Origin of the sequence: Neisseria sicca VK64 (assembly GCF_000260655.1) — a bacterium.
In the GTDB taxonomy this organism is placed as follows: Bacteria; Pseudomonadota; Gammaproteobacteria; order Burkholderiales; family Neisseriaceae; genus Neisseria; species Neisseria sicca_B.
Map to the genome: position 1 here is coordinate 1 of NZ_AJMT01000079.1, position 7,509 is coordinate 7,509.

Consider the following 7,509-nt stretch of genomic DNA (forward strand, 5'->3'; position numbering starts at 1 on the left):
CGTATTCTTTGCGAATAAGTTGGATGGTTTGACTATGCTCGAAGGGCAGATTCCGGACGACTTTGAACTGCAAGACAGTTCTTATCAAGACCTGAAAGCATATTTGATGCTGACGTCCCATGTAGAGAAAACCAAAGACAAAAAAGATGCTGAGTTCCTGACGAAAAAATTGGTGGAAATGCTGTCGGCGCAGAATGTTTCTACCAAAGATGCACAAATTTTGGCCCAATTTTTCGTACCGCGTATGGCTACCCATTCCGGTTGGCTGGAAACGGAGCAACCTGAATTGGTGTCACGAAGCCGTCAGATTCTGGTGGATTGGATCAACCGCGACCAAGGCAGTGAACAGTTATACAAACGTATCGTACAAGGTACGGATGCCAAGCTGAAAACCATCACATTGGCAGAGCTGCTGAATAAGGATTTGAAAGGCATTTGGAATGTCGGCAAACCTTTGCCCCGCGTGTATACAGTCGAAGGCTGGGAGAAATATGTTAAACCTGCTCTGGACCAAGCTGTTAAAGACAGCAAGAATACTGACTGGGTGCTGGGTGGAAACCTGCATCAGGCACCGGTGACGGAAGCTGCGATCAACAGTCTGAAAGAGCGTTATTTCAAAGAATATGCTGCGGCTTGGTATGACATGATGAACAGTATTACATGGCAGCCAAGGACGACCAATTTGGATGCGGTCAATCAGTTCCACGTTTATGCAGATCCTCAGCGTTCCCCATTGGTGGCATTGTTCCATGCTGTAAAAGAAAGCAGCCAGTTGGACAGCAAAAAAATCGACGTAAATCCGGCGGTCGCCGATGCTGCAAAACGTGCGGCGGCAAGACAGCTGTCTGCCCGCTCGCGTAGGGTTGCCGATACGGTATTAAATTCACAGGCAGAAAACATCAACGCCCTGGAAGGTAAAGTCAATGATTATCTGGCAGGACCGTTGGAAGCAGAATTTGAAAACCTGCTGCAATTGATTGACGCGCAAATCAATCCGAAGAGCGATTTGAGCCTGCAACGTTACCTTGAGCGAGTGACGACCATTAAACAACGTTTGATTCAAATGGCGTCTTCTTCCGATACCGGTGGTGTAGCCAGATCGGCCGTGCAAGGAGTCTTGAACGGCGGAGACAATGAATTTCTTGAAGGTATGCAGTATGCGCGTTTGATTGAAGCTGGTGTGGGTGACAGATTGCTGCCGTTTGCGCGCAACGTTTTTGTCTTGCCATTTAATTCCGTATGGGATTCGATTGCAGGTGTGGCCCAAAAAGACATCAATAATCTGTGGGCAAGCAATTTTGTTAATCCTATGCAGTCCGAGTTGGGCGGCAGATATCCGTTTGCCAAATCAGAAACCGAAGTTTCGATTCCCGTATTGGCAAAATACTTGGATATCAACAAAGGCGCATTGAATCAGTTTATAACGACCCAATTGGCAGGTGTTTTGACCAAACAAGGCAATCAATGGATTGTGGCACCGGGAAGCGAATTGAAAGTCAATCCGGGATTGTTGCAACAGCTGAATAAATTGAGTGCGATTTCTGAGGATTTCTTCGTCAACGGAGAAGGTGGTTACAGCTTTGAGCTGAAGCCGACGTCTACTCAGGGAATTGTTCAATTCGACTTGGTTGTTGATGGTCAATCATTGAATTATTTCAACCAACAGACAGAGTGGAAGCCATTCAAATGGCCGGGTGATGTCAGCAATGCCGGTTTGCGTATTTCTTGGGAAACCGAGGCAGAAGGTATGCGTAAAACTCAGGAAATCAGCGGACGTTTCGGTTTCATCCGTATGCTTGAAAAATCCAGGGTTACACCGATTGATGGAAGTACCTATCTGGTCGAGTTCCCACTGGAAAAAGACAAATTGATGCGCTTCTATATGCGGACCAATTCCGGTAAAGGACCGTTGGGACTGCTGGATCTGAAAAATATCCATCTGCCGAATAAGATTTTTGAGGTTAAATAATGATGACATTACCCCAATGGGTAAAGCCGATACTCGGTGATGAAGGCACATCCATCACCGATAACAATATCCATCGCTGGCAAGAATGGTTGGAGCCTGTTTCAGACGACCATCCTTGCGGCGAGGATGTCGCCTATACAGATGATTTTGAAGCCATCAAGATTGAGTTGGCCAAACTTTCGGGTATGGACTACCGATTGATTTTGGATGCTTCAGAACGCCTGCTGAAGCGTGAATCTAAAGACCTGAGGGTAGCAACCTATTACATTTTTGCCTCGCTGAGAGACAGAGGCTTGGCAGGTTTTTCAGACGGTTTGGAGATTTTGTGCGGGTTGCTGCAAAAATTCGATCAGTCGCTGTGGCCGAAAAAGCCTGTACAAAAACGTAATGCATTAAATTGGTTGTCCGGCGAAAGGGTGCTGGATACGCTTAAGAACGTGGGATTATCTGATTCTACGGAGCTTAAGCGGACATTATCGGCTTTGATGTGGTTGCAACATTACTTTGAGGGATGGGAAGAGGTAGTACGCCCCAGCTTATTTCCATTGTTGCAATATTTTGAAGAGTCATCTGTTCGTTTTTCATCTTCTCCAACAAGTTCAAGTCAAAATCAAGAGACCAGTGCGCCTGTTGAGCAAGTGGCAACGCCGCAAATTCATCAAGAGAGTCGAGGGTCGTCTGAAAGTCTGACTGTCACAAAGGTTAACTCTTCTAAAGCCTTGCTTGACCAAGTCAGGATTAATGCTGCCTACTTGAGAGAACAGGATGATGGTTATTGGTCTGCAAACAAGATGATTCGAGCCGTCCGTTGGGGCGGATTGAACGGCATTCCTCCGCATCAAAATGGTCAGACGCGTTTGAAGGCTCCAAGGGCAGATTTATTGGCAAACCTGAATCGTTTGGTTCAGGAGCAGCAATGGCGCGATTTGCTCGATAAAGTGGAAGCGGCTTTTTTGGAAGGTGCTAATCACTATTGGCTGGATTTGCAATATTACGCATGGCAAGGTCAGCAGGCGCTAGGTGGTTTATATCTTTCCCAAGTTGAGTCGTCGCTATTTGAGTTGAAATCCTTATTGACCCGATGCGAAGGCCTGACCGGCTTGAGTTTTGATAACGGATTCCCGTTCGTATCGGCTGATACGCTTAAATGGCTGGAAGAAAAGGTCATGTCGTCCGCGCGCAAGCAGACGAGTAGTCAAGCCATTCAAAAAGCAGTGTTAGCGTCGCCATCTCAGACAGAAAATCAAGAAAGTTACTGGCAACAGGCGCTGTTGCAAACACAAGAACACGGTTTAGACGCTGCATTTGCTTGGTTGGAAACATTACCGGAGTGGCAGACAGGTTCTGGGCAGGTTAAGAAATGGGTGATGATGGCGCGGTTGGCTGTAAGCGCTCAAAAAGAGGACTGGGCAGTGAAACTGTTGGAACAGGCTTCGAAGCAGATGCAAGTGTTGACAGTTAAAGAGTGGGACAAACATTTTACGTTTGAAGTGTATGCCCTTTGGTATCAACTATTAAGTGAAAACCTTGATAATAAAGATATTGAGGCTGTCGGACAGCTTGAATTTTTACGGACAGAGTTGATGCAGGCTGATGTTGTCCGTGCATTGGAATTAATTTATTAAGCATATATTATGTCAGATCCCACATTACGCTATTATGAAGAAGAGATGCGGTATCTCAAAGAGGCGGGATTAGAGTTTTCAAAGGCCCACCCTGATCGTGCCGCAATGTTGAATTTAGACAGGGTAGGTACGCGCGATCCTTATGTAGAAAGGCTGTTTGAAGGTTTTGCTTTTTTGACAGGGAGGATCAGACAAAAATTAGATGATGACTTTCCGGAATTGACGGAGGGGTTGGTCCATATGCTGTGGCCGCATTATCTGAGGATGATTCCTTCCCTGACTGTTTTGGAATTGATTCCGGATAATAAAAAGTTGCAAGGAGGGCAAGTCGTCAAAAAAGGATTGTCCGTTCAGTCCGAACCTATCAATATCAACGATAGATTGACCAGATGCTTGTATCGGACCACTGCTGATGTTGCGCTCCAACCTTTGAGCATATTGCATACATTGTTGGATTATGATGCGAATGGTCAAAGCGTCATCAAATTAACTTTTGGTATCCACCGGCAAATACAGAAAGAAAATTTAGATTTTTCCAAAATCAGAATTTATATTTCCGCCGACGAACCGATTGCCTTCGCATTGCGTCATGCTTTGTTGAATCAGACAGCACGAATCAGCCTTCATCATGCCGAATTGCCATCCGCCGGCAATATACAGTTTAAGGCAGTCGGATTTGCTGAAGATGAAAGGTTGTGGGAGAAAGTCAATAACAGCTTCAGCGGCTACCAACTATTGCTGGAATATTTTTGTTTCAAACAGAAGTTTTTCTTTATTGATTTAGTGGGCATCGATGCCGGAGCGTGGTCGGAACGTATTAATGAGTTTAGCGTGAATGTGGTTCTTTCCAAGCAATACCCTTCAGAGCTTCGATTTCCTCCTGACTGTTTGAAATTGAACTGCGTGCCTGCCATCAATCTGTTTGATATGGAAGCAGAGCCTATCCGAGTGGATCATAAGGCGTTCGAATATCAGGTGAAGCCGCTGTTACATGAAGGTATGGCTGTTGAAGTTTATTCCGTCGAAGAGGTAGAGGCGGTTAATCATGAAACAGGCAAACGTTACCCCTATATTCCTTTTTCCTCATTCCAGCATCGTGGTGGTTTGATGAAATATGATGCGCCGGAAAGGTATTTCCATACCAAAGTCAAACAAGGCGTATCAGGAAGACATGAAACATTTATCATGCTTGGCGGATTGCTGTGGGATAGAAAAGATATATTGCCTACCGAGACGCTTTCATTGAAGGTGGTCGGGACAAATGGCGCTTTGCCGCGTAAAAGTCTGAGGGAAACCCAGATTCAAGACGACGATATCGCCGAACCAAATGTCAAAATGGTCAGAAACCTTACCACGCCGACATTGTCTTGCTATCCGCCGACAGAGGATAGATTCCAATGGCGCATATTGTCCCATTTGTCGCCCAACTATTTATCACTATTGAATGTCGACAGTTTGAAAGGTGCATTGTCCATTTACGACTGGACTGAAGACGAGCTGAACAAGCGCAGACTGAATGGTATTGTTGATGTCAAACATGAAACAGTACAGAGAATCGAGCGTGGCGCAGTCCACCGCGGAATTCATATTACCGTAACATTTGATTCGACCGCATTTAGCGGTGAGGCGGAAATTTATTTGTTCGGAGAATTATTGAACGAATTTTTTGCAATGTATGCTGATTTGAACCTGTTTACCCGGTTCAGCATTGTTTCTCTGCCATCCGGGAAAACATATACATGGAAAGACAGCAAAACAACTATCACACGGTTTTAGAAACGGCGCACAAAAGCGCCAAAGAAAATAACGACAGGCAAACGCTTCCCTTATGGGAGATTCCTAGAAATAAAGCGCAGCGCGAAAGCGGGTCGTCTGAAATCTTCCAAGAGAAATTGGGGGAGTTTATTGTACGCAATGCGGCAACAATGAATTTCTTCCAATTTTGCCGGGTTCTGGAAACCCTTGCCGAAGGAAATGAAGAAAAGGCTGTCGAGTCAACCGTAAGATTTAGAAGGGTAAAGTCTTTATCTTTCCCTTCCGGGGAGATTGCATCGGTTGAATATGACGCAGAAGCCGATCTGCCGACTGTCAGGACGACATTTTTAGGTTTGTACGGTGTCGATGCGGTTTTGCCGGATTACTTCCTGAACGATATTGCGACACATAAAGACGGCAGTGAAAGCCTGGCAGCATTTTTAGATATTTTTAACCACCGAATCACGACCCTGTTTTTCCAAGCATGGAAAAAATACCGTTATCCGTTTCTGTTTCAACGGGAGGGGCAGGATGGCCTATCGCGTTCTCTCTTGCACCTAATCGGGCAAGGCATGGTCAACGGAAAATTCATGCATCCTCTGCTGGATAGCAGGATTTTGGGGTTGTTCAGTATTTTTTACCAACGAACCCGAACCAAAGAAGGGATTGTCAGCATCGTCAGATACCTTCTTCCCTTTGCCGACGTAAAAGTAAAAGAGTTCCAGCCGCAGTGGGTCATTTTGGAGAAGGACCGCAAACTGGGGAAAGCCGGTTTGCGGTTAGACGGGGGAAGCGCATCTTTGGGCGGACGGATAAAAGATTACAGTCATTTGGTGCGTATTGAAATTACGCCCGATACATTTGACAACGCTCAGCTTCTGTTGCCAAAGCAGCAATTGCACCAAAAATTGCTCGAATTATTAAAACTCTATTTGGGTCGTCGTTTTGATGCGAGTGTTTACCTGAATATTAAAAAACAATGGATACCCAAAAGCCGTTTGGAAAAAAAACAAATATTGGGGATTAATACCGGTTTAGGTGCGATGCACCAAGACAAACAAATAAAAATAGCGAACTATACTTACTCAAACTAACTTCAAGAAAACGGAAAATCATGAATAAAAAAACCAGAATTACGTCAGTCTGCTCATTAGCCCTTTTATGCGCCATGCTTTCAGGATGCGGGATTTGGCAAGGCATGAAAGATGGAACGGTTGAAGCAACGAAAAGTGTTTTTTATACCAAACTCAAGATTTTGAAAATCGACCTAATTGCACGAAACGGTTTGAATCAAAACGAGCGCGGGCAGTCGCTGTCGACAGTCGTCCGAGTGTATCAGTTAAAAGACAAGCAAAATTATGAAGTTGCCTCATATCGCGATTTGCTCAATCAAGACAAAACCATCTTGAGCAACGATCTGGCAGAAGGTTACAAGCAATATACCATCCGGCCGGGGGAAACCATCAGCTTTGATGAAACGCTGAATAAAGACACCAAATATGTCGGCGTCGTCGCTTTCTATAACAAAGTAGGGGAAGAGCAGACTTGGAAAATGTTGATTACCAAAAAGCAGCTGACCAATAAAAAACCGGTCGTTATCGAATTGGTGGATAACAAAGTCCTGCTTCAAGAGACGGTCAAGAAAGTCAAATAATGGATGCCGCACTCTATGAGAAACTGACCGGATTTTATTCCGACGGTTTGCCGATAGATGACCTGCCGGGCAGCTTCCAGTTGGTTCGCAGTGTTTTGGACAATATCCAACGCATTCTTAACAGCAGGAGCGGTTCCTTGAAACATCTGCCGGATTATGGGATTCCCGATCTCAGCATGGTTTATAAAAACCTGCCGTCCAGCGCGCATGACTTGCGGTATTTTATGAGGAAAACCTTGTTGAAATACGAGCCGAGATTAAGGAACTTGGATATCCACCTCACTGAATCCAAAGACAATATCATGGTCTTGTGTTATCAGCTGGAATGCGAAATAGAAAACGTGGGTGCGGTAGTGATAGACACTTATTTTATGCCTGAGGGGACGGTTTCCGTTAAACGCAGCCGGACATAAGCTTTCTTTGGTGTGAATAGATTACTTTGAAAATTAAGAAATAAAATATGGTTAAACACATTTTCCTTACTTGCGGCGTGTTGCTTTCAGCAA

6 protein-coding genes are annotated in these 7,509 nt (G+C 44.9%); all 6 read left to right on the plus strand.

The features are described from left to right. Positions 1-34: 34 nt before the first annotated feature. The 6 genes from HMPREF1051_RS04830 to tssE are packed head-to-tail and all read left to right on the plus strand — an operon-like array spanning position 35 to position 7,416. Entirely contained in the window at positions 35-1,969 is a 1,935-nt protein-coding gene (locus HMPREF1051_RS04830; protein ID WP_003765176.1) for an ImcF-related family protein, read from the plus strand. Next, a complete protein-coding gene (tssA, locus tag HMPREF1051_RS04835; protein WP_003765174.1) occupies positions 1,969-3,594 on the plus strand; it encodes a type VI secretion system protein TssA in 1,626 nt (541 codons plus the stop codon). The genes HMPREF1051_RS04830 and tssA overlap by 1 nt, the downstream gene beginning before the upstream one ends. Positions 3,595-3,603: 9 nt before the next feature. Next, positions 3,604-5,370: a type VI secretion system baseplate subunit TssF gene (gene tssF / locus HMPREF1051_RS04840; RefSeq protein WP_003758395.1), complete on the plus strand. Its 1,767-nt coding sequence runs from the start codon at positions 3,604-3,606 to the stop codon at positions 5,368-5,370. Next, entirely contained in the window at positions 5,334-6,443 is a 1,110-nt protein-coding gene (gene tssG, locus HMPREF1051_RS04845; protein WP_003765179.1) for a type VI secretion system baseplate subunit TssG, read from the plus strand. Before tssF ends, tssG begins: the two co-directional genes overlap by 37 nt. Before the next feature lie 20 nt (positions 6,444-6,463). Further along, a complete protein-coding gene (gene tssJ / locus HMPREF1051_RS04850; protein WP_003765178.1) occupies positions 6,464-7,003 on the plus strand; it encodes a type VI secretion system lipoprotein TssJ in 540 nt (179 codons plus the stop codon). After that, positions 7,003-7,416 carry a type VI secretion system baseplate subunit TssE gene (gene tssE / locus HMPREF1051_RS04855; protein ID WP_003758401.1) on the plus strand — a complete coding sequence of 138 codons (414 nt, stop codon included), beginning with the start codon at positions 7,003-7,005 and terminating at the stop codon, positions 7,414-7,416. The genes tssJ and tssE overlap by 1 nt, the downstream gene beginning before the upstream one ends. Positions 7,417-7,509: the final 93 nt, after the last annotated feature.